21 protein-coding genes are annotated in these 20,389 nt (G+C 65.4%); 12 read left to right on the forward strand and 9 right to left on the reverse strand.

What is annotated here, in order from left to right; genetic code table 11:
* The first annotated feature begins 1 nt into the window (after window position 1).
* Genes LZC95_10930 through rsfS form a run of 4 tightly spaced genes read left to right on the forward strand, consistent with a single transcriptional unit; the run spans window position 2 to window position 3,125 of the window.
* Window positions 2-310 (forward strand): nitrite reductase (NAD(P)H) small subunit, encoded by a 309-nt coding sequence (locus tag LZC95_10930; protein WXA97349.1) that lies wholly within the window; start codon window positions 2-4, stop codon window positions 308-310.
* A 1-nt stretch (window position 311) separates the two neighbouring features.
* Window positions 312-1,148, forward strand: a complete 837-nt coding sequence (locus LZC95_10935) for a uroporphyrinogen-III synthase (GenBank protein ID WXA97350.1) — start codon at window positions 312-314, stop codon at window positions 1,146-1,148.
* A 21-nt stretch (window positions 1,149-1,169) separates the two neighbouring features.
* The gene (locus LZC95_10940; GenBank protein ID WXA97351.1) at window positions 1,170-2,453 is read left to right on the forward strand and encodes a glutamate-5-semialdehyde dehydrogenase; all 1,284 of its coding nucleotides are present in this window, start codon (window positions 1,170-1,172) and stop codon (window positions 2,451-2,453) included.
* 12 nt (window positions 2,454-2,465) lie between these two features.
* Window positions 2,466-3,125, forward strand: a complete 660-nt coding sequence (rsfS, locus tag LZC95_10945; GenBank protein ID WXA97352.1) for a ribosome silencing factor — start codon at window positions 2,466-2,468, stop codon at window positions 3,123-3,125.
* Between the two features lie 136 nt (window positions 3,126-3,261).
* On the opposite strand, the gene tatC is transcribed toward rsfS, so the two are convergent.
* Together tatC and tatB are read right to left on the reverse strand one after the other, a co-directional pair.
* Window positions 3,262-4,101 carry a twin-arginine translocase subunit TatC gene (gene tatC, locus LZC95_10950; protein ID WXA97353.1) on the reverse strand — a complete coding sequence of 280 codons (840 nt, stop codon included), beginning with the start codon at window positions 4,099-4,101 and terminating at the stop codon, window positions 3,262-3,264.
* A complete protein-coding gene (gene tatB / locus LZC95_10955) occupies window positions 4,098-4,724 on the reverse strand; it encodes a Sec-independent protein translocase protein TatB (GenBank protein ID WXA97354.1) in 627 nt (208 codons plus the stop codon). Before tatB ends, tatC begins: the two co-directional genes overlap by 4 nt.
* Window positions 4,725-4,806: 82 nt before the next feature.
* On the opposite strand from tatB, the gene LZC95_10960 reads away from it, so the two are divergent.
* The 4 genes from LZC95_10960 (at window position 4,807) to LZC95_10975 (ending at window position 7,314) form a co-directional block, all read left to right on the forward strand.
* The gene (locus LZC95_10960; GenBank protein ID WXA97355.1) at window positions 4,807-5,862 is read left to right on the forward strand and encodes a radical SAM protein; all 1,056 of its coding nucleotides are present in this window, start codon (window positions 4,807-4,809) and stop codon (window positions 5,860-5,862) included.
* Window positions 5,863-5,976: 114 nt separating this feature from the next.
* Window positions 5,977-6,420 carry a hypothetical protein gene (locus tag LZC95_10965; GenBank protein WXA97356.1) on the forward strand — a complete coding sequence of 148 codons (444 nt, stop codon included), beginning with the start codon at window positions 5,977-5,979 and terminating at the stop codon, window positions 6,418-6,420.
* A 481-nt stretch (window positions 6,421-6,901) separates the two neighbouring features.
* The gene (locus LZC95_10970) at window positions 6,902-7,093 is read left to right on the forward strand and encodes a hypothetical protein (GenBank protein WXA97357.1); all 192 of its coding nucleotides are present in this window, start codon (window positions 6,902-6,904) and stop codon (window positions 7,091-7,093) included.
* Window positions 7,094-7,095: 2 nt separating this feature from the next.
* Window positions 7,096-7,314: a hypothetical protein gene (locus LZC95_10975; GenBank protein ID WXA97358.1), complete on the forward strand. Its 219-nt coding sequence runs from the start codon at window positions 7,096-7,098 to the stop codon at window positions 7,312-7,314.
* A gap of 36 nt (window positions 7,315-7,350) precedes the next feature.
* Here the strand turns inward: LZC95_10975 and LZC95_10980 are convergent, their stop codons facing one another.
* Window positions 7,351-8,265 carry an alpha/beta hydrolase gene (locus LZC95_10980; GenBank protein WXA97359.1) on the reverse strand — a complete coding sequence of 305 codons (915 nt, stop codon included), beginning with the start codon at window positions 8,263-8,265 and terminating at the stop codon, window positions 7,351-7,353.
* Window positions 8,266-8,377: 112 nt separating this feature from the next.
* Here LZC95_10980 and LZC95_10985 point away from each other — a divergent pair, with 112 nt between their 5' ends.
* From LZC95_10985 to LZC95_10995, 3 genes are all read left to right on the forward strand, one after another.
* A complete protein-coding gene (locus tag LZC95_10985; protein ID WXA97360.1) occupies window positions 8,378-9,400 on the forward strand; it encodes a PrsW family intramembrane metalloprotease in 1,023 nt (340 codons plus the stop codon).
* Between the two features lie 51 nt (window positions 9,401-9,451).
* Complete coding sequence (locus tag LZC95_10990; GenBank protein WXA97361.1) at window positions 9,452-10,813, forward strand: FAD-dependent monooxygenase; 1,362 nt, start codon at window positions 9,452-9,454, stop codon at window positions 10,811-10,813.
* 92 nt (window positions 10,814-10,905) lie between these two features.
* Window positions 10,906-11,331: a GxxExxY protein gene (locus LZC95_10995; protein WXB00319.1), complete on the forward strand. Its 426-nt coding sequence runs from the start codon at window positions 10,906-10,908 to the stop codon at window positions 11,329-11,331.
* 72 nt (window positions 11,332-11,403) lie between these two features.
* On the opposite strand, the gene LZC95_11000 is transcribed toward LZC95_10995, so the two are convergent.
* Both LZC95_11000 and LZC95_11005 read right to left on the reverse strand, forming a co-directional pair.
* Window positions 11,404-11,835 carry a hypothetical protein gene (locus LZC95_11000; GenBank protein ID WXA97362.1) on the reverse strand — a complete coding sequence of 144 codons (432 nt, stop codon included), beginning with the start codon at window positions 11,833-11,835 and terminating at the stop codon, window positions 11,404-11,406.
* 101 nt (window positions 11,836-11,936) lie between these two features.
* Window positions 11,937-13,085, reverse strand: coding sequence for an acyl-CoA dehydrogenase family protein (locus LZC95_11005; protein ID WXA97363.1), 1,149 nt, complete (start codon window positions 13,083-13,085; stop codon window positions 11,937-11,939).
* A gap of 369 nt (window positions 13,086-13,454) precedes the next feature.
* On the opposite strand from LZC95_11005, the gene LZC95_11010 reads away from it, so the two are divergent.
* Complete coding sequence (locus LZC95_11010) at window positions 13,455-13,892, forward strand: hypothetical protein (protein WXA97364.1); 438 nt, start codon at window positions 13,455-13,457, stop codon at window positions 13,890-13,892.
* Window positions 13,893-13,943: 51 nt separating this feature from the next.
* Here LZC95_11010 and LZC95_11015 read toward each other — a convergent pair whose 3' ends face one another.
* From LZC95_11015 to LZC95_11030, 4 genes are all read right to left on the reverse strand, one after another.
* A complete protein-coding gene (locus tag LZC95_11015; GenBank protein ID WXA97365.1) occupies window positions 13,944-14,195 on the reverse strand; it encodes a CcmD family protein in 252 nt (83 codons plus the stop codon).
* Window positions 14,192-14,965, reverse strand: a complete 774-nt coding sequence (locus LZC95_11020; GenBank protein WXA97366.1) for a cytochrome c biogenesis protein — start codon at window positions 14,963-14,965, stop codon at window positions 14,192-14,194. The genes LZC95_11015 and LZC95_11020 overlap by 4 nt, the downstream gene beginning before the upstream one ends.
* 246 nt (window positions 14,966-15,211) lie before the next feature.
* Window positions 15,212-15,760 (reverse strand): hypothetical protein, encoded by a 549-nt coding sequence (locus LZC95_11025; GenBank protein ID WXA97367.1) that lies wholly within the window; start codon window positions 15,758-15,760, stop codon window positions 15,212-15,214.
* Window positions 15,757-20,325 carry a DEAD/DEAH box helicase gene (locus LZC95_11030; GenBank protein ID WXA97368.1) on the reverse strand — a complete coding sequence of 1,523 codons (4,569 nt, stop codon included), beginning with the start codon at window positions 20,323-20,325 and terminating at the stop codon, window positions 15,757-15,759. Before LZC95_11030 ends, LZC95_11025 begins: the two co-directional genes overlap by 4 nt.
* Between the last annotated feature and the right edge of the window lie 64 nt (window positions 20,326-20,389).

A 20,389-nucleotide genomic window follows, 5' to 3' on the forward strand; every position in this document is an offset into this window, starting at 1 on the left:
CATGACGACGTGGAATCTCGGGCCAGTGGATCGCATCGCCCTCGGGGAAGGGCGGGCGTACCGAGCGGGCGAGCACGAGGTGGCCGTCTTCCGAACGCGGACGGGCGGCCTGTTCGCCACGCAGGCGCGCTGCCCGCACAAGCAGGGGCCGCTTGCCGACGGCATCGTGGGGGCGCACCAGGTCATCTGCCCGCTGCACGCCTACACGTTCGACCTGCACACCGGGTGTCCGAAAAATGGCACGTGCGAAGCGCTGAGGACCTACGAGGTAGAGGTCAACAGCGCCGGCGATGTGCTACTTCATCTCTGACATGGGGGATACGACAGCCCTGAAAGGACTTCGCGTAGCGCTTCTCGAGGCGCGACGCAGCAGCGAACTGGCCGATCTCGTTCGGCGTAACGGTGGCGTGCCGCACTCCGTGCCCGCCATGCGCGAAACCCCGCGCGAGCCGCTCGACGAGGTGGCGGCGGCGCTCGATCGCTTTGGCTCGGTGTCGCGGCCGGTGGCGATTTTTGCGACGGGCGTCGGGGTCGAGGCGCTCTTCGAAATGGCGGAAAAACTCGGTCGAAAGGCCGATTTGGAAACCATTCTCCGGCGCGCCATCAACGTGTGCCGCGGGCCCAAGCCGGTGGCCGCGTTGAAGCAATTCGGCATGCCGGTGTCGGTGCGCGCGGCCTCGCCGCACACGACGCGCGAGCTGCTCGACGCCATCGAGTCGCTCGATGCCACGGAGCCGCTGCCCCTGGAGGCGGCGCTGGTGGTGCACCACGGCGAGCGCAGCGACGTGCTGGTCGACACCGTCAAAACGAAGAGCCCCGTGGTGGTGGAGCTTTTGCTGTACGCATGGGAGCTGCCCGAGGACACGGCGCCGCTCGCCGCGTTGGTGGGCGAGATCATCGCCGGCCAGGTCGGCGCGGTGGCATTCACCACGCAGGTGCAGGCGCGCCACCTCTTTGCGATGGCCGACGAAATCGGTCAGCGTGAGGCCTTGGTGAAGGCCCTCAACGAATCCTCGGTGGTCGTGGCCGTGGGGCCGACCTGCGCGGAAACGCTGCGTTCGCTCGGTACACCGCCGCGGGTCGTTCCCGAGAGTCCCAAGATGGGGCCCATGCTTCAGAGCCTGGCGCGATACCTCGACGGCCGGTAACGCCCGGGTTAACCTGTGCGGGTGACTGCTCGGACCGCCGGCATCGAGGATGCCACCCTCGCCTCTGAAATTGCTTCCCGTTGCTCCGCCGCGCGTCGTGCTGCGCGAAGCCTGGGCCCCCGTGAGCGCGCCATCAAAGACGCGGCGCTGAGGGCCATCGCGGCAGGCCTGCGCGCGCGCAAGCCGGAAATCCTCGAGCAGAACGCCTTGGATCTCGAGAACGCCCGCCAGCGTGGAACGCGCGGGGCTTTGCTCGATCGGCTCGCACTCGACGACAAGCGGCTCGAGGCCATGGCCGTCTCCGTCGAGGAGGTGGCCGAGCTTCCCGATCCGGTCGGAGGCATCATCGAACAGCGCACCTTGCCGAATGGCATCGAGCTTTCGCGCGTTCGCGTTCCGCTCGGCGTGGTGGCGATGATCTACGAGGCGCGCCCCAACGTTACCGTGGAGGCGAGCACGCTCTGCCTCAAGTCGGGCAATGCCATCGTGCTGCGCGGCGGCTCGGAGGCGCTCCACTCGAACCGCGCGCTCGCCGCCGTGATTGCCGACGCGCTGGAAACGACGGGGCTCCCGCGCGATGCCGTGCAAGTGATTCCCTTCACCGATCGCGACGCCGTGCGCGTGCTCGTTCAGCAGAGCGAGACCGTGGACTTGGTGATTCCGCGCGGTGGCGAGGCGCTCATCCGCTTCGTGACGGAGCATGCGCGCGTGCCGGTGGTGCAGCACTACAAAGGCGTGTGCCACCTCTACTTGGACGCGGGCTGCGATCTCGAGATGGCCGAGAAGCTCGTGGTGAACGGGAAGCTCTCCCGCCCCGGCGTGTGCAATGCGCTCGAGTGCCTCCTGGTCGACGAGGCGGACGCCGCGCGCATCCTTCCCAAGGTTGCGGCGGCGCTTCTGGCCGGTGGCTGCGAGCTCCGCGGTGACGAACGCACGCGGGCGCTGGTCCCGCAGGCACGCGCGGCGACCGATGAAGACTGGGGCACCGAGTTCCTCGATCGCGTGCTCGCGGTGCGGGTCGTTTCCGGCCTGGAAGGGGCTTTCGAGCACATCGCGCGCTTTGGCTCGGGCCACACCGAGGCCATTTGCACCAAAAATGACGCAAACGCGCAGCGCTTCCGGCGTGAAGTCGACGCCGCATGCGTCGCCGTGAACGCCTCCACGCGATTCCACGACGGTGGGGAACTCGGCCTGGGTGCCGAGATTGGAATTGCCACCAGCCGGCTGCACTGGCGCGGACCGATGGGTCTGGAAGCGCTCACCACGATGAAGTGGCTCTTGAACGGAAGCGGCCAAACAAGGTAATCCGGAGGGACTTTGGCCTCCACGAAAGACAAATCGACCCGAAGCGGTCCGCCCAAGCGCGCGAGCACCGGCGAGCCACGCATCCGCTCCTCCCACGGAGCTCCGCCTACAAGCCGCGCGCGGACCGTCAAATCCGGCGTGAAGGCCAACGACGACGAGACGCCGCACCTGGCGCCTCGTCGAGCCCTGGGCGCGAAGGTCCCCGCGGGGGCGAAGGCCGCCGCAGGCCCCAAGACGAAGAAGGCCTTGCGCCCTCCGAAGAGCAGCCACGCGAGCGGAGCCGGGGCGGCCGAATCGTCCAGCGTCGCGAGCGATGAGGCGCGCCAGACCGCCATTGCCATCGCCGCCGCTGCCCTCGACAAGAAGGCCGTGGGCCTGGAGATCCTCGATGTCGCCGGCAAGGTCGACTACGCGGACTTCCTCGTCCTGATGACGGGTCGCAGCGATCGCCAAGTCATTGCGCTCTCGCAGGGCATCGAGGAAGCCTTGCGCAAGAAGAACCGCCGCCCGCTGTCGGTCGAAGGCCTGCCCCACGCCAACTGGGTGCTCATGGACTTCGGCGACATCGTCGTCCACATCTTCCAAGACGAGACGCGCGGTCTCTACGATCTCGAGGGCCTCTGGCTCGACGCCCGCCGCCTCTCCGTGCCTATCCCGGAAGACCTCCGCTAGTCACCGCGCGCGGCCCTCGAGCAGAAGAGGGGAAACCGCCAAGACGCCACGAGCGCCAAGAAAGATTCCATGTGTCGAGCGTCCAGTAACGCTCTTCACAAATCCTTCAGGTCTTGGCGTCTTGGCGGTTACTTCTTCAGATTTCCTTCTTCGCGCCATCGTCATCATCCAAGTTGCGCTTCGGCGCGACGAAGAAGGAGATGCCGACGGAGCAGAAGTAAAGAACGATGAGCGCGAGGCTCACGGCGAGCTGGCTCGAGATCTCGGGCCCCGGCGTGACGATGGCGCCCACGATGAACGAGAGCAGGATCGCCCAGCGGCTGAATTTCACCAGTTGCTTCGGCGTCACCAGTCCGGCGATGGACAAGAAGGTGATGAACAGCGGCAGCTCGAAAACGAAGCCGAAGGCCAGCAGCATCGTCGTCGCGAAGTCGAGATAGAGCTCGAGTGTCGGCCGCTGCGTCAGCACCGTGCCCGCCTCGCTGATCTGGCCGAGGAGCGAGAAGAAGTAGCTGAACGTGAAGGGGAACGCGACGTAGTACGCGAAGAAGACGCCCGACAGAAAGAGGAACGTCGAGAAGACGACGAAGGGGACGATGAAGCGCTTTTCGCGCGAGTACAGCCCCGGGCTGATGAACGACCACAGCTGATAGAAGATGACCGGCGCCGCGAGGATGGCCCCGCCCACGAGCGACATGCGCATGTACCCGACGAAGACATCGGCCGGGCCCAAGGTCATGAGCTCGGGCGGTCCCGGGAACTTGCGCGCAATCCACTGCTGCTCGTAAGGGCGCATCAACCACGCGAGGATGCGCTCGCGGAAAGCCCAACACCCGACGGTGCACAGCAAGAGCGCCCCGGCCGCGCGAAACACGCGCACGCGCAGCTCGCCGAGGTGCTCCCAGATGGTCATCTTGATGTCGGCCTCGGGGAGGGCTTCTTGCGACGACTCGTCGGTCTCGGTTTCGGCGCTCATGGGGACGGTGGCTCGGATTGTTCCGCGGGCTCGGAAGGTTCGGGATGTGACAGCGCGGGCGGGGGAACGACGATGCCGTCCGGATCACCCGTCATGTAGAGGGCGTCGCTGGCGAGTGCGCTCGGTTCGAATCCTTGCGTATACATGAAAGCCGTATCGGGCAGAGCACCGTAGTCGTCGGCGCCCTCGCGCGGATATTCGCGATCCCGCGCGGCCGCAAAGCCGGAGAAATCTCCGTTGCTGCCGTAGGGATCCCCGCCGTACGCCACGGGCGCGGCCGCGGCGGCCGCCGTTTCCGTTCCTGGAATGCCGGCGGGCGCAGGGGAGGGCGCCGCCGCCGGATCCGGATCGAAGGGCTTCGCCGTGGGCATGCGCGCGGCCTCGGTGATCTGGTCGAGCTCTCCGCGTGCGAGCTTGCGGATCTCCGTCAGATTTTCCTGGATGCCCTCGGCTCGGAGCACCTCGTCGATGCCGCTTTGGTAGCGAAGCTCCGAAGCCATGCGGCGCATTTTCCCGGCGAAGCGTCCCAGCTTCCCCAGCATTTTGGGCAATTCTTTGGGGCCAATGACGACGATCGCCACCACGATCAACACCACCAGCTCGCCGAAACTCATTCCGAACATGGTCGAAGTCGGGCGAAACGTAGCACATGCTACGTGAAGAGAAGGCGTTCCCGAGCTATACAGGCCTCCCTGTAAGGAACGGATGCTCGCTCTCCAAGGTCTCACCCCTGTCGCGCTCGCCGAATCGGCGGCGATTTCACTCGCGGAGGCCCGCAAAATCGTCAGTGCCGTCCACCGCGACCGCGATCTCGGCGTTCCGCTGGCCGAAGTTCGCCGTGTGAGCCTCGAGGCGGTGCGCGCGCGCGGCCATGTCCCCGCGCTCGCCTTGGTCCGCGAGGAGTCGAGCCAGCTCGACCCGTTTCGCAAATTGCTCCTTCGCCGGGCCGACGACGACGCCAAGGACGAGTTGTTCGAGACCGTGCGCATCCCGCTCGAGCGGCCCGGTCGCTACTCGGTGTGCGTCAGCTCGCAAGTCGGCTGCGCCCTCGCGTGCACCTTCTGCGCAACGGGGAGGCTCGGCCTGCGGCGCAACCTCGAGACGTGGGAAATCGTGGAGCAGGTGCGCTGGGTGCGCCGCGGCCTCGGTCCCGGGGAGCGCGTGCACGGTGTCGTCTTTCAAGGCATGGGCGAGCCCATGGCCAATCTCGACCGGGTCATCGAGGCCATCCGCGTGCTCTGCGACCCCAGCGCACAAGCCATCGATGCGCGCGCCATCACCGTGTGCACCTCTGGACTACCCACGGGCATTCGCCGTCTCGCGCGCGAGCTTCCCAAGGTACGACTCGGGCTCTCCTTGGGCAGCGCCATCCCCGAGGTGCGCCGCAGCTTGATGCCCATCGACGACAGCTTCTCGCTGGATTCGGTCATCGACGCCGGCATCGAGCACGCTAGGACGACGGGGCTGTCGCCGATGTGGGCCATGACCTTGCTCCACGGGGTGAACGACGGCGAAGCGCACGCCCACGCCCTGGCCGATCGCGTGCTCGACTTCACCCAGCGCTCGGGCGTGCGCCCGCGCCTGTCGATTCTCGCGTACAATCGCATCGACGAAAACGACGATCCCTTCACGCGCACGCCGCTCGAACGCGAGGACCAATATCGCGAGATCATGCGACAGCGCGGGGTGTTCACGCACAAGCGATACAGCGGTGGATCGGACGTCGCCGCGGCATGCGGGCAGCTCGCAGCTCGTCCGTAGCACGAGCTGCTGTCTCGAAATGCGACAGCGCAGCGCGTAAACGACGCACCCGAAGCGATTGAAACGCATGCTTGCGCTTTAGCCTTTGCAAGGACGCGCTAAGCTTTTCGGCTCATGGATCGTTCGCCGCCCTCGTTTCGACAGGAACGCTCCGCGACACGTCCGAAGGCACCTCTCGTTCTGTACGTCGATTGCGACGAAGCGCGATGCAAGGTGGTGAAAAGCGTGCTCGATGGCGCTGGCTTTACGACCCTCGGCGCGACGGACTTGGAAGACGCCGTCGATCACGTGCGCGAGTCGTCTCCGTCGTTGGTGCTTCTCGACATGAACATCGTCGAGCACGAGGAGGACGAGTCTTTCGTCGAGTTCTGCGCAAAGCTCGAAGACACCGTCGTCCCCGTTCTCGCCGTCGTCGATGACGCCGATCGCATGTCGGCCGGCGCCCGCGTCTTGGGTCTATCGGCCGCCATCGGCCGCTCCTCCCCCGAGCGCCTCGTCGTGGAAGTGATGCGCGCGCTGGCGGCACGCTCCAAAGGCAAACTCGGCGCGTACGGCTGAAGAGCTGAAGAGCTGAAGAAGCCTAAGAAGGAAACCGCCAAGACGCCAAGACCGCCAACGCGGAAATGGCGATTTACCCATAAATCCAATTAGGGTGTTTTGGGTTTTCCCCTGGCGATCCTGGCGACTCTTCCTGGCGTCCTGGCGATTTCCTTCTTCAGCGGTTCCCCCGTGAGCCATCGCGCCTCGCTTGGTGCGTTTCGCCTCACACTTCTTGCGGCGGCTCTTCCTCGGGGACAGGGGGCTCGGGTGCTGCGGGCGGAATGGGCGAATGAATCGGCTGGTCGGGAACCGGGCGATGTATCGGTTGTTCCCCGGGATTTTGGGACGGGACCTCGACGGGGGGCGGCGGAATCGGCGGGAAAGGTTGCGTCGTGTTCATCTCCGACGCATCAAGCAACGGGTGCGCCGGTCGCGGTGCGGAACGTGCTTCTTTTTACCTCTCGCCCGACGGCCCCAACCGAAACACAGGAGGCGAGTCATGGCTCACGCGAAGGCGCATGATCACCCCATATTCCAATATGGGGGAGACGTTCCCGAGGCGCTCGATGTCATACGAAAAGAGCGCTCCCATGCATTGGTTCTCGCAATGGTCGCAATCCTCGTGGCCCTCGTGGCCACGATAGGCATCATGTATTTGCTATTGGCCCCCACCCACCTCATGGTGAGATGACCATGAGCAAGGTGTTGTTTGCCATTTTCCTGGTCATTACGCTGATTGCATTCGGCGGCATGCTCACGTTCGCCATGGGCATGGCGTTGGTGGCATTGCTACCGGCGCTCATCCTGTTGGGGCCACCACTCTTCCTCCTATGGCGGGTTCAAAAGGCTGAAGAAGCCGCCGAAGTGGAAGCGATGCGCGCCGCCGACGCCCAGCGAAGTCCGCTCAAATAACCTTTCCCTCTCGTGAGGGTAGGGCCCGCCGGGGCATCAAGGACGAATTCGACTGAGGAATGCATCGAGTTCCCGATTGAATTCGTCCGGCGCCTCGATGTTCGGCAAATGGCCGGCTCGCGGAACCACTGCGAGCGTCGCATTCTTCAACTGGGACGCCATCTTCTGCGCCTTCTCGGGCGGAATGAGCTCGTCCTTTTCCCCCACGAGCACGAGCGCTGGGCCCTCGTAATGCGAGAGCACGTCGGCGCTATCGCTTCGTTTCGCCATCCCGCGTTGCGCAGCGGCGGCGCCCTCCGGTGAGTTGCCCAGAATCAACTCGGTGACGTGTGCCCGTATGTCCGCCGGCGCACTCGGCGCGAGGAGCTTTGGCAGCATGGCGTCCGCCACGCCCTGCATGCCCGACTCGAGCGCCTTCTTCGCCGCGTCCTCACGCTTGGCGCGCCCTGCGTCGTCGTCGGCCCCGGACTGCGTGTCCGAAAGAACCAGGCCCTTCACACGGTGCGGTGCGCGGCGGACGACCTCCATGGCGATGTACCCGCCCATGGATACGCCACCCACGACGGCCTGATCGATCTTCAGCGCGTCGAGCACGGCCAGCGCATCGTCGGCCATCTCCGACATGGGCGTCGCATCCGCGGAGCGCGCGATGCGACTTTTCCCGAAGCCGCGATGGTCGACCACGATGAAGCGGTACTTCGCGCCGAGCGCCGCGATCTGCGGCCGAAACATGGCGCCTTGTACGGGGTACGCGTGCAACAGCAGCACGGGCAATCCGTGGCCTTCGTCGGTGTAATGGATGCGCACGCCCTCGCTGCGTTCGATGTATGAGTCGCCCATGCCCATGGATACCGCGTCCTGGGGTGGACTGCCCGCGTTCGAACCGCCGCAAGCGATGGCGCCGAAGCCGAGCAGGCTTGAAAGGAACAAGAAAGCCGTTCGTCGTTGCATGACCGCGGCTTACGCGCGGTTGGGACGCGGGTTTCGCGTCCGGGCACGAATTCGATCTCGGCGGATCTCTGTACTAGCCAGCAGAGCAATCCGCTACGTTACGCGGTAGCGCATGTTCGTCGGGATCGTTCTGGGACTCGTTTTCGTCACGCCGCTGGTCATCCTTTACGCGCTGCTCGTTCGCTGGTGCGATCGCTTCGAGCCCGAACCTTGGTGGCTGCTCATCGCCGCCTTCGTCTGGGGCGCGCTCTTCGCCACCCTCGGCGGCGGCTTTTCCAGCCACATCGGCGAAATGATCGCGAGCAACCTCACCGGCGCCGCGGAAGACGATCCCGGCATCCAGGCTTTTGGCGCCACGGTGCTCGCCCCCGTGTTCGAGGAAGGCTTCAAGGGCATCGGCGTCGCGCTGGTCGCCGGCATCAGCGCCATGGGGTTGCGCGAGTTCGATGGCCCGCTGGATGGCGCCATTTATGGCGGGATCATCGGCCTGGGCTTCACGTTGACGGAGGACATCCTCTACGTGGCGAACCAGTTCTCCGAGGCCGGGGTGGCGGGCTTCGTCGTCCTGTTCATCCTGCGCACGGTGCTTCTCGGGCTGTCGCACTGCACCTTCACCGCCTGCACGGGCCTGGGATTCGGCATCGCCGCCGAATCGCGCAACTGGTTCGTCAAAATCGCAGCGCCCATCGGCGGCTACATCATGGCGGTGGCCATGCACGCCTTCCACAATGGCCTGCCCACGTTCTTCGGTGAGGAGGGGGCGGTCATCATGATCCTCATCACCTGGGTCATCGTCCTCTTCTTTTTCGTCCTTCTCGCCGTGCTCGTGGTGCGCGATCGCACCATCGTCATCCGCGAGCTCGCCGGCGAGGTGGGCGGTCTGATCCACCCGCGCGAGCTGGCCTTGGTGAGCACCTACGTCACCATCGGCTGGCAAAATTGGGTCACCCTCATGTCCCGGGGGTGGTCGGCCTTCCGCCAGCGGCGCAACAAGCAATTGGCCCTGGTGGAGCTGGCCTTCATCAAGAACCGCCGGCGCCGCGGCGAACGGGGCAAGGGGCTCGACTTGAAGGAGGCCCGCCTGCGCCAGGAGGTGTACATGGCCAACCAACGCGGCGTCTGGATTGGCAACTAATTCGTCCGGCTCCGTTTGCACGAAGCCCCCCAGGATGGCCATCTGTCCATCGTGGGTTTTCCCTGCGCGCGCCGCGAACCGTACCATCACGCGATCGTCGTAGGGGGGAGTCTGTCGGGCATGCTGGCGGCGCGTGTGCTTTCGGAGCACTTCGCCGAGGTCACCGTGATCGAGCGCGACGCGCTCCACGACGGGCCCGAGCCGCGCAAGGCGGTCCCGCACGGTCGGCACGCGCATGGGCTGCTGAGCCGTGGCTGGCAGGTCTTCGCAAGCCTTTTTCCTGGTTTGGAAGAGGAGCTGCGCGAGGCCGGCGCCACGTGGATGGATATGGGGGCGGAGTTTCGCCAGTACCATTTGGGGCGATTCAAAACACCGTTCCCGAGTGGCGTTTGCGCACCGTTCATGAGCCGGCCTTTGCTCGAGTGGCGCGTTGCCCGAAGGACGATGGCGCTCCCCAATGTAAAGGTGCTCGCCCCGTGCGAGGTCGCGGAGTTGGTGGCCACCGGAGACGGTGGCGCGATCGCCGGCGTGAAGGTGCGCCGCGATGGGGCAGGGGATGAGCTTTTGCATGCGGAGCTCGTCGTCGATGCGAGCGGTCGTGGTTCGCGCCTGCCGCGCTGGCTGAAATCGCTTGGCTACCCCGCACCCGAACAATGCGAGGTGCGCATGCACGTGGGCTACGCCACCCGCGTCTATTCGAGAATGGGGGAGCGCGGAAAGCGCGCCCCGGAGTGGAAAGGCTTGTTCGTGCTACCGCGCTGTCCGGCCAAACGCGGCGGCATGGTGATTCCCATCGAGGGCGATCGATGGATGGTTACGCTCATCGGTTGGCTTTACGACCATCCCGCGGGCGACGAGAAAGGTTTTCTCGACTTCGCACGAAGCCTGCCGGTTCCCGACCTATTCCGCACCATCGAATCGCTGGCACCCCTCGGCGATATTGCACAATACAAGGTTCCCTCGAACCAGCGCCGCCATTACGAACGACTCGCGCACTTCCCCGAAGGGCTTGCGGTGATGGGCGATGCCATTTGCAGCCTCAATCCGATTTACGGCCAGGGCATCACGATAAGTGCGCTGCACGCCCTCGTTCTCGACGCCTGCCTGGAAAAGCAACGACGCGGCGGCTGCCTGCGCGGTTTCTCCCACGCTTTGCGCGACGAGATGGCCAAAATCGTGGACATCGCCTGGCAAGGCGCCACGCGCGAAGACATGCGCTACCCCGAGGTGGAGGGCACCCGCCCCGCCGACATGGACTTCATGCACGCGTACATGGACCGCGTCCACGCCACCGCCATCCGCGATCCCGACGTCGCCCGCCGCATCCTCCAAGTCGTCCACATGCTCGAGCCCCCCTCGACCTTGCTCTCCCCGGACATCCTGACGCGAGTCGTGGCCGCCGAACCTCGCTAGTACCCTGGCTACCGGCTAAGGGACGGGCAGAAACAACGAATATGCGGGCAGGGGCGCAACCTTCGTTCGCTGCGTGTCGATGGGCCTTGGAGATGAACCGCCAAGACGCCAAGAACGCCAAGCAGCCGAGAAATGAACCTAACGGGGAAGTCGATGTGCTCTGCCATCGCGTGATTGGAGCGGCCCTAGAAGTGCATCGCCTGCTCGGCCCAGGCTTTCTCGAATCGGTGTACGAGGAGGCGCTTTGCATAGAGTTGTCGCTCGGCGGTGTGCCCTTCGCGCGGCAGGTGCCAGTTGGAGTTGCCTACAAGGGAAGAACCGTTGGAGAAGCACGCCTCGACCTGCTCGTGGGGGAGTGTCTTATCGTCGAGCTCAAAGCCGCGGAAGCCATTGCGCCCATTCACGTCGCCCAGGTGATTTCCTACTTGAAGGCGACCCGGCTTGCGGTCGGTCTCCTGATCTCGTTCAACGTGCCAGTGCTTCGACGTGGCATCAAGCGCGTGATTCACACCCCATAAATCTTGGCGTTCTTGGCGCCTTGGCGGTTGGACTTCTGACCTCGCAGAGAAATCGATAGCGCTATGTCTACTCTATCCGCCCCACGCGGCTTCGAAGGCGATGCCGCGTTGGGTGGTGCCGGCGTCGGCGTCGGCGGGGGGAAATGTCAGTGACTTGATTGGGGCGATGAAGCAGAGGATCGCGTTGGCGGCGACGTCGGCGCCGGGGGCGACTTTGACTTGGACGTCCGATAGATTTCCATCGGGCGCGATGCGGGCGACGACGCGTGCGGCGCCCTTGACCCATTTGCCTTGGGCGGCGGCGTCGGCGCCGCAGCGCTGCATCGCGTCGGCGACGGAATCGGTGGCGCGCTGCGCAATCTCGCGCGACAAGCCACGACCTTCGGCCAGCCCGACCGTGGTGAGCGCCCGGCGCGCGACATATTCGTAACCATTGCTCGATGGCGCGGCGGCCGGCGCATTGGCCGGATCGACGCCGCGCACATCACGCGATTCGGCCACCACGTCGCGGCCCCCTCCGCTGGCGCAGCCGCTCCCCAAAAGACACGCGCCGCTAACGAAGAAGAGGAGCAGCGAACGAGACGGCCGAGACGCGGACCGACCCATCACCCGGTGCCAAGTGCGTGACGGGCGATGATGATTCGCTGGATTTGGCTCGTGCCCTCGTAAATTTGAAGCACCTTTGCGTCGCGCATTAATTTCTCGACGGGGTACTCCTTCACGTAACCATTTCCGCCGAAGATCTGCACCGCATCGAGCGCACTTTGCATCGCTGCGTCGGCTCCAAATGCCTTCGCATAACTCGACACGATCGGATTGCGAATACCCTTGTCGAGGTTCCACGCCGCTTTGCGCACGAGCAAACTCGTGGCCTCGATGCGAATCGCCATTTCGGCAATCATCGCTTGGACCAATTGGTGTTGGCCAATTGGCACACCGAAGGTTTTTCGCTCTTTCGCATAGGCCACGCTCTCGTCGAGGCAGCGGCGCATGAGCCCCACGGCAATGGCGCCAATGTCGGGGCGCGTCTGGTTGAAGGTCTCCATGGCCAGCTTGAAACCCTTGCCGGGCGGCGCCAAAACCTGGGACGCGGGAACGTGCACGTCGTCCAGCATCACCTGGCAGGTGTCGCTGGCGCGCTGTCCCATTTTGTCCTCGTGTTTGCCAACTTTGAGCCCGACGGCATCGCGGTGGACGATGAAGGCGCCAATCCCCTTGTGGCGCAACTCGGGATTCTCCGTTGCGAAAATCGTATAAAAGCTGGCGAGCGACGCGTTGGTAATCCAACACTTGGTCCCATTGAGAACATAGCCGCCGCCCGAGTCTTTGACGGCGCGCGTCTGAATGCCTGCCACATCGCTTCCTGCGGCGGGCTCCGTCGTCGCATAGCTGCAGAAAACAGGCTCCGACGAGAGCCAGCCGAGGTACTTCTTCTTCTGCTCCTCGGTACCGCCCAGGCGAATTGGGGTTAGCCCCAAGGTATTCGCCGTCATGCTGGTTTGAATTCCCGTGCACGCGTAGGCGAGTTCCTCGGTGATGAAGGAGGAGTCCACATCGGAGAGTCCTTGCCCTCCGTACTCGCTTGGCAGCGTCGGGTTAACGAGGCCGATTTTCCAGGCTTCTTCGAAGATATGACGCGGGAAGCGGGCCTCGCGATCGCATTCGGGCACGATGGGAATGATCCGTTCGCGTGCAAAGCGACGCGCCGTATCGATAAGTGCTCGCTGCTCCTCGCTCAACTCGAAATCAATCATGATCTGGTGCTCCTCCGGCGGGTCACTGGACCGCGCGCGAGTCAGGAATAGCGTTCACTCCCTCGCGCGTTTTTGCCTTCGTTCCATGTCTGCGCGCGCGACGCGCGTCCCGAAGATGTATCCGAGTGTCACTCCAATGAGGAGCACACCGGGGATGAAAATCAGATGTTCGGGGGTCATTGAACCTTTGTCACACTTCTGGAACGCATGTGGGCGTGTTAGAAGGTTTGCGCCTCTCGGGGCAGTCGCGTGTCGAAAGCGTTCCGATTTGCACGCGCACTTGAATACCACTTCCGATGCTCACTTAAGAAATCGCTAAATTCGGGCACTACCAGACTTGGATCGTTTCTCGCACTTCGGTTAGGTGCGATGTCCGAAGGCCACTTCGATACAGTCGATCTGCTCCCACCTACTCTCACTGCCACCGCCCTCGCCGAGGAGCTCGCGGAGTATGAGGCGGCGCTCGCCGCCGTGCACTTCGAGGGATCCTTCGACGAGGTGCAGAGCTACGAGCCCTTCGATTCCCAACCGGTCGTCTCTGAGCCCGTTAGCTCGCGCACAGGGATGCCGTTCCCGGCTGTGGTTGCACCGGCGGGATCGGGTGCGTTCGATATTGGCTTTGCCTCCCACGTGGATGTGGTGAAGGCGGTGGGCCTCTTCGAGGAAGAGGAAGAAGTCCCCCCGACGATGCGCTCGCCGTCGAGCACCCACCTCGTCGTGAGCGAACGCCCCGTTCGCGTGACCATGGACGAGACCCCCAGCTCGGACCGGGTTTCCGTCGAGCTCCCGATTATCAAAGTGGCCTGAAGAAACCGCTCCCGATCTTCTTCGCAAAGGATCGGGAGGGGGAAGACACCGTTAGGATTTCGTTCCCTGTTTGGCCGCGGCCTTGTCGAGCACGCGGTCCAGCTCGTCGATGCGGGCGTTGAGCGCAGCCTGTTTGCGCCACAACAAGAGAATCCATCCCATGAGGATGACCCAGAGGACGACGTAAGCCTCCACCATGAGGGTGGAGCCGCTGCGGGTTTCGGCCCCGCCGTCGACGGCCTGGAACTGGGTGCCGGGGGTTGCGGATTCTTGGGGATTTGCCCCGGATGTTTGCGCGGTCATGCGTCGGTCCTGGCGTGTCGGGGAGGCACTTCTTCGGAGTCGGAATCGTGACGGTCGTCGAGGCCGAGGTCGATGGCGTCTTCCTCGGCGCGGGCAAGACGGCTTTTGGCCACCTCGAGACGAACGCGCGCCCAGAGCAGGGCAATCGCAAAAACGGTAAAGGCGAGAAAGGCGAGCAACAAGGTGGTGCGCATGTCGGGATCCAACCCGCCGCCCTTGCCGGTGATGACGGCGGGGTGCTGCCCGCTCCATTTCTGAACGCTGAAATGAATGATGGGCAGATTGGCGGCGCCCAAGATGCCGAGTGCGGCGGCGAACCGGCGCTCGCCTTCGCCATCACCGGTGAAGGCGCGAAGGACCAAATACGCCACGTAAATAAGGACGGAGAGCAGGGACGTCGTCAACCGAGGGTCCCACGTCCAGTAATAGCCCCACGCCTTGGCCGCCCAGAGCGGGCCGGTGGTGAGGACGATGGCCCCGAACACCACGGCCATTTCGGCGCCTGCGCGGGCCAGTGCATCGCGCCCGTCGGTCGGGCGGATCAGGTACGCCGCCGATCCGAAGAAACACGCCGCGGCGCCGATGTACATCGAGTACGCGCTGGGGACGTGGAAGTAGAAGATCTTCTGGACGATGCCCATCGTCTTCTCGACGGGGGCAAACATGAAGACGGCGTGGATGGATCCGATGAAGAGCAGCGTCGCCGTCCCCAAGAGGGCCATGAAGACGATGTTCGCCGTCACCTCTTTTTCACGCGCGGATTTCTTCATCGGTCTCAAGCGAAACTAGTCGCTTCCATAGAATGGCACTAGCCCCTCGACACAGCGGAAAGCAACCGTGGGCGACACCCGGTTGGCGGCTCGTACAGACGAACCGCCAAGACGCCGAGAGCGCCAAGGGGGGAGGGGGCTGAACAAGGCGATTTCCTGGGGCTCTAGCACATTAATCTTGGCGTCCTTGGCGACTTGGCGGTTCGATTCGTCATTCGAACCGCTGGATTCCGCGTGCAATCGAATTTAGCCTTGGCTCGCCGACTCGGCTGCCAAATCCGCGATGACATCGTCGAACCAGCGGCCGACGGCGCGTCGAAAGGGCCACATCCAGCCATAGTCGGGCCCGGCGAAGCGGTCGACGATGTGCTTGCGGAGCAGCTTGGCGTGGGGGAGGCCGAAGACCTCGTAGGTGGCCCGGATGGTCTCCGTATAGGCCTCCCACTCGATGCGCGCCCGGCCGTAAGCCAGCCCGAGGGGGAAGAATGGAATCAGGTAGACGAAGGCCATGGTGATATCGCCCATACGCCTTCGCTGGCGAAGGTGGACCCGTTCATGGCGCAGCAGGATGTAGCGATCGGCGTCACTCATCGTGTCGAAGCTGTCGGGCACCCAGAGCTTTCCGAACAGCACCGTATGGTACTGCGTGAGGTACGTGCGCATCCGGCCCAAGGTCAGCAACATGAGCGCGCGGTGGATGCTGCGCTGCATGGCACTGTCGCGCTTCTTCAGGATTTCGAAAGTGGGAAACTCTTCCTTCATCTCGTGGATGAATGTCTCCGCGCGTCCGGTCATGCGTCCTCCTCGCCGTCGTATTCCAGCGTGCGCCGGCGCATGAAGCCGAGCCCCGTGAAGCGGAATCCCGCGCGCGTGAAGGCGCTGGCCAGGGTGCTGGTGTTGGCGGAGATGCCGTCGATGGTCGTGATGAAGAGCACCTTGCGCTGACCGGAGTCGACCAGGCGGCCCAGCGCTTCGGCCAAGGCGCGTTCGGCGCTGCCGCGTGCGGGCTCGTGCGCGGGGAGGAAGGTCAGCAGCGAGTCGGCGCCGCGGCCGAGGTAGCCGAGCAACTTGCCGTCGCAGATGACGACCCACGCGCCGGCGGTCCGCTTGGGGCCGCCGCGTTGAGACTCGGCGTTCTGCCCCGCAGGATTGGGCCAGGGGAGGATGGCACCGTAGGGATTCGCCGGGTCGGTGGCGGCGAGGATGAAGGAGCGCGGTTCATCCTCGGGGGAGCGGAAGCCGCGCAGACGCTCGTCGGCCCCGGCCAGCGCGAACTGCGCAGCGCCCTGTCCGGCGACGAAGTAGCCGCGGCGGATCTTGCCGGATTCTTCCATGGCCTTGAAGACGTCGTAGACGGCGGAGAAGCCGCCGGCGATGTGCTCGGCCTGCACGGCCTCGCGGGTGACCACGCCGTAGCGTTCGAGCAGGGCGCGTGCGAGCGCGGTGCGCTTTGCCGTGGGGGAAGGCGGTGGGCTCGTGGCACGTGCGGCGCGCAAGGACCAGCGGCCTTCCGTGCCCGGCGGGCCTCGGCGCTGCAGATCCATGGAGCCTGGGCGGCGCCCGGGTCTCGTGCCGCGCGACTCGGAATTGCGTGCATTCTGCAGGCTTCGCAAGGGCTCCAAGGTGTCGTTGGTGACCTCGCCGGCCCAGACCATGTCCCAGAGGGCGTCTTTGATCTCGCCAGGGAAGCCGCCGACTTCACGCGCCATGTCCTTGTAGAAGACGGCGCCGCGGCGGGTGAGAAGGTCGCGGATGCGCGCGTGGACTTTGCCCTCGCACGGCTTCGACGGCAACGCGAGCAGCGATTCGTTCTCCGCGAGGTAGAGCGCGATGCGGCCGTCGCTCTGGCTCTGGCCGGAGGCCTCGATGCCCGCCCAGGTGACCTCGCCCGAGGCGCAGAGTGCATCGAGATCCCACGGGCGGAAGCCTTCCACGCGCGCGGGAAGGATTTCGCTCTCGAGCACCGACGCCGGAAGCGGGCAGCCTTCGAGCTGCGCAATGGCGGAGAGCAGTGCCTCCGGTCCGCGGCGCCGGCGCCCCACGCCCTGCCATGCGGGAAGGAAGCGCCCGAGCGCATCGGTGTCGACCGGCTCCACCTCGCGCCGGAGCCGCGCGAGTGCTTTGCGCCGCAAGGTGCGCAGGACCTCGGCGTCGCAAAACTCGTTCGTGTCTTCGCGCCCCACAGTGAAGGCGCCCTGCACGATGCGCCCTTCGGCGATGAGCCGCTCCAAGGTCACGATGGCGACGGCGGGCCCCCAGCCGAGTCGCTCGGCCACGGCCTCCGCGGTGAAGGGGCCGTGCGTGCGCGCGTAGCGGGCCACGAGATCGCCCACGGGATCACCCACCGACTCGAGCAGCTCGAATGCGATGCCCCGCGGCAATTGCGCGCCCACGGCATCGCGCAGGCGCGGCGCATCTTCGATGGCCGCGTAGCGCTTCTGGCCTGCGATTTCCACGGAGATCACGCGGCGCGTGTTCACCAGCTCATCGAGCCAATCGGCGGCGGGTGCATCCGGATCGAGTCGGGCGTTCACCTCGTCGAGCGTGAGATCGCCCACGGCGAGGAAGAGATCGTGCAGCCCATCGAGATGGCGCACCGGGTAGGTGAGGTGCTGCAAGAAGCGCTCGTGCTCGCGCACCAGCTCCGGATCGAGCAGCTTGCGCAGCTCGTCGTCGCCGAGCAGCTCGCGAAGCTGCGCATGGTCGATGGTGAGCGCTTGCGCGCGGCGCTCGGCCACGGGCGCATCATTCTCGTACATGAAGTTGCCCACGAACATGAACAGCAGCGACGCCGCAAAGGGCGACGGCCGGTTCGTGTCGATGGTTGCAACATGCATCTTCCGTGTTTCGATGCGGCGGAGCACGTCGATGAGGCCCGGTAGGTCGAACACGTCGCGCAGGCACTCTCGGTACGTCTCGAGCAAAATGGGAAAGCTCGGAAAGCGCGAGGCGACGCTGAGCAGATCGCGCGCGCGGCGGCGTTGCGCCCAGAGCGGGGTGCGCTTGCCGACTTGGCGGCGCGGAAGGAGCAACGCGCGCGCGGCGTTCTCGCGGAAGCGCGCGGCGAAGAGTGCGCTCTGCGCGAGGGCGCCGGTGACCAGCTCCTCCACGCTTTCCGACGGCGGGAGAAAGAGCTCCGTCTTGGGCGGCTCGTCGGTTCCGGTTACGCGAAAGACGATGCCGTCGTCGTTGAAGATGACGTCCGCCTCGCCGCCATGTTCCGCGCGCAGCCGCGCGATGACGCACGTGGCCCAGGGGGCGTGCACGCGCGAGCCGAAGGGGCTCAAGATGGAAATGCGAAAATCGCCCACCTCGTCGACGAACCGCTCGATGACCAAGGCGCGATCGCTGGGCACGTCGCCGGCGAAGTCGATCTGGTCGCGCACGTACTGCACGCAGCTTTGCGCGGCGGGTTCGTCGAGACCGTGCTTCTTCACGAGGCGCGCGGCTGCAGCCTCGGGCTCCAAGCGGGCGACGGTGCGCGTCAGCTCGCCGATGGCATCGCCGAAGGCGCGGGAGCGGCCGGCACGATCGCCGCGCCAGAAGGGCATCTTGCCGGGGTGCCCTGCGGCGTGGGAGACGAGCACCTTCTCGGTGGTGATCTCCTCGACGCGCCATGACGATGCGCCGAGGAGGAAGATCTCGCCCGGCCGGAGCTCGTAGACCATCTCTTCATCGAGCTCGCCCACGCGGCGCCCGGAGCCTTCGCCGTCGGCCAAGAAGACGCCGTACAGCCCGCGGTCCGGGATGGTGCCGGCGTTGGCGATGGCCAGTGCGTGTGCGCCCGTGCGCGCGGTGAGCTTGCCGCTTTTGCGATCCCACGTGAGGCGCGGGCGCAAGCCGGCAAACTCGTCGGAGGGATAGCGCCCCGAGAGCATGTCCAGCACGCCGTCGTAGGCCGATCGCGGAAGCTCTGCGAACGGCGCGGCCTTGCGCACCAAGGTGTACAGCGTCTCGGCCGTCATCGTGTCGAGCGAGACGATGGCGACGATCTGCTGCGCGAGCACGTCGAGCGGTGAACGCGGGTAGAACGTCTCCTCGACGTCGCCCGCACGCATCGCGGCACTGGCCGCGGCGCACGCGAGAAGATCGGCGCGGTGCTTGGGAATGAGCACGCCCGTGGACACGCCCTCCACATGGTGGCTCGCGCGCCCGACGCGCTGAATGCCGGAGGCAATCGATGGCGGTGCTTCGATCTGCACGACCAAGTCGACCGCGCCCATGTCGATGCCCAGTTCGAGCGACGACGTGGCCACGATGGCAGGCAGCTCGCCGTACTTGAGGCGCTCCTCGATGGCGGTGCGCTTTTCCAATGCGAGCGAACCATGGTGCGCCAGCGCAATCTCCGTCCCCGCGCGGTCATTGAGCGCGGTCGCGAGGCGCTCGGCCAGGCGCCGGCTGTTGACGAACACCATGGTGGAGCGATGCTGGCCGATGAGCGCGAGCAGCCGCTCGTGCACCTCGGGCCAGACCGACGGCGTTGCGTCACTCGGCTGGTGCGTCATTTGCGGCGCCTCGACCCGCAGCTCGATGCGCTTCGGTTCGCTCGCGTCGACGATGGTGACGGGGCGCGGCTTGTCGCCCGGCCCGAATCCTCCCAGAAAACGCGACACCTCTTCGAGCGGGCGCTGCGTTGCCGAGAGGCCGATGCGTTGGATGGGCGCGCGCTTTTCCTTCGCAGGCGCCGATTGTGCGCGCAACGCCTCGAGCCGCTCGAGCGACAGCGCGAGGTGCGCACCGCGCTTCGTCGGCGCCAGCTGATGGATCTCGTCCAGGATCACGGTCTGGACGTCCGCCAGGATGGTGCGCGCCGCGGACGTGAGCATCAAATAGAGCGACTCCGGCGTCGTGATGAGGATGTCCGGCGGGTGCCGTTTCATCCGCGCGCGCTCGGCCGGCGTGGTGTCGCCCGTGCGCACGACCACGGTGGGCTCGTGCACCACCGTTTCGCGCTGGCGGGCCTCTTCGAGCACGCCGGCGAGCGGGCGTTCGAGGTTCTTCTGCACGTCGACCGCGAGGGCCTTCAGCGGAGAGATGTAGAGTACACGGACCCCACGCTGCGGCGTTCGCGTGGGGGGGCGGGAGATGTTCCGTTTGCCCGAAGAGGGCGGCGACGGCGGGGTCGTCCACATCAGCGCATCGATGGCCCAGAGAAACGCGGCCAGCGTTTTGCCCGACCCGGTGGGGGCGAGCAGCAAGGTGGATTCGCCCCGCGCGATGGGGCCCCAGCTCAGAGCTTGCGCCCGAGTCGGCTTACCGAGCGCCCGCTCGAACCACGCGCGCACGGGCTCGTGAAACGGCTCCAAGGCTGTTTCGCGGTCGTCGCGGGTGTGGACCCGGGTCGTGAGGCGCTTCGGCACGGCCGAAACATACTTGGGCCTTTGTGTCCGATGCGCCAGAGAGAACGGACGCGCTCCGCGCTTC

This window comes from Sorangiineae bacterium MSr12523 (assembly GCA_037157775.1).
Lineage (GTDB): Bacteria > Myxococcota_A > Polyangia > Polyangiales > Polyangiaceae > Pendulispora > Pendulispora brunnea.

Bases quoted from the DNA above. Each gene is read 5' to 3' on its own strand.
- LZC95_10995 (WXB00319.1), top strand. From the start codon at position 10,906: ATGAACCGCCAAGACGCCAAGAACGCCAAGCAGCCGAGAAATGAACCT.
- tatC (WXA97353.1), bottom strand. From the start codon at position 4,101: ATGAGCGCCGAAACCGAGACCGACGAGTCGTCGCAAGAAGCCCTCCCC.
- LZC95_10970 (WXA97357.1), top strand. From the start codon at position 6,902: ATGGCTCACGCGAAGGCGCATGATCACCCCATATTCCAATATGGGGGA.
- LZC95_10975 (WXA97358.1), top strand. From the start codon at position 7,096: ATGAGCAAGGTGTTGTTTGCCATTTTCCTGGTCATTACGCTGATTGCA.
- LZC95_11005 (WXA97363.1), bottom strand. From the start codon at position 13,085: ATGATTGATTTCGAGTTGAGCGAGGAGCAGCGAGCACTTATCGATACG.
- LZC95_11025 (WXA97367.1), bottom strand. From the start codon at position 15,760: ATGACCGGACGCGCGGAGACATTCATCCACGAGATGAAGGAAGAGTTT.
- LZC95_11015 (WXA97365.1), bottom strand. From the start codon at position 14,195: ATGACCGCGCAAACATCCGGGGCAAATCCCCAAGAATCCGCAACCCCC.
- LZC95_10980 (WXA97359.1), bottom strand. From the start codon at position 8,265: ATGCAACGACGAACGGCTTTCTTGTTCCTTTCAAGCCTGCTCGGCTTC.
- LZC95_10965 (WXA97356.1), top strand. From the start codon at position 5,977: ATGGATCGTTCGCCGCCCTCGTTTCGACAGGAACGCTCCGCGACACGT.
- LZC95_10960 (WXA97355.1), top strand. From the start codon at position 4,807: ATGCTCGCTCTCCAAGGTCTCACCCCTGTCGCGCTCGCCGAATCGGCG.
- LZC95_10935 (WXA97350.1), top strand. From the start codon at position 312: ATGGGGGATACGACAGCCCTGAAAGGACTTCGCGTAGCGCTTCTCGAG.
- LZC95_11010 (WXA97364.1), top strand. From the start codon at position 13,455: ATGTCCGAAGGCCACTTCGATACAGTCGATCTGCTCCCACCTACTCTC.
- LZC95_11020 (WXA97366.1), bottom strand. From the start codon at position 14,965: ATGAAGAAATCCGCGCGTGAAAAAGAGGTGACGGCGAACATCGTCTTC.
- LZC95_10985 (WXA97360.1), top strand. From the start codon at position 8,378: ATGTTCGTCGGGATCGTTCTGGGACTCGTTTTCGTCACGCCGCTGGTC.
- tatB (WXA97354.1), bottom strand. From the start codon at position 4,724: ATGTTCGGAATGAGTTTCGGCGAGCTGGTGGTGTTGATCGTGGTGGCG.
- LZC95_10930 (WXA97349.1), top strand. From the start codon at position 2: ATGACGACGTGGAATCTCGGGCCAGTGGATCGCATCGCCCTCGGGGAA.